The organism is Faecalibacterium sp. DFI.5.82 (assembly GCF_029076575.1).
Taxonomy (GTDB): domain Bacteria; phylum Bacillota; class Clostridia; order Oscillospirales; family Ruminococcaceae; genus Faecalibacterium; species Faecalibacterium duncaniae.
This window is the reverse complement of sequence record NZ_JARFIS010000568.1, coordinates 1-308: the sequence shown is the minus strand read 5'-3', so window position 1 is coordinate 308 and position 308 is coordinate 1. Positions and strand designations below refer to the sequence as shown.

The window sequence follows — 308 nt, the reverse complement described above, 5'->3', positions numbered from 1 at the left end:
CACAGACAGCCGAGGCGGCACCACTTCTGTCCCACAGTAAGGAGGGATAGACATGGCCGTCATGGCATCGTGGAACGGCAAGACGTGGGGCGTCTCCTGCCAGAGGATCGCCGCACTCAACGGCATCTCCCACAGCGTCGAGCTCGACACGGAAAACAGCGACGACAAAGCCGGATCCCCGGCGACCAAGACCAAGGCGCTCTAGCTGCAAAGCATGAGCTTCGACTTCGATCTGGCCGCCGCGGTCGGCTGCGACGTGCGCAGCGAGTACGAGTCGTGGACGGCGCTGGTCGGGCAGTATGCCCCCT

Annotated in this window: 1 protein-coding gene; it reads left to right on the top strand. The window is 64.0% G+C overall.

Going from position 1 to position 308, the window contains the following annotated elements; all coding sequences use genetic code 11:
* The first annotated feature begins 52 nt into the window (after positions 1-52).
* Positions 53-205: a hypothetical protein gene (locus P0G09_RS17915; protein ID WP_275253344.1), complete on the top strand. Its 153-nt coding sequence runs from the start codon at positions 53-55 to the stop codon at positions 203-205.
* The last annotated feature ends 103 nt before the right edge of the window (positions 206-308 follow it).

Bases quoted from the DNA above. Each gene is read 5' to 3' on its own strand.
- P0G09_RS17915 (WP_275253344.1), top strand. From the start codon at position 53: ATGGCCGTCATGGCATCGTGGAACGGCAAGACGTGGGGCGTCTCCTGC.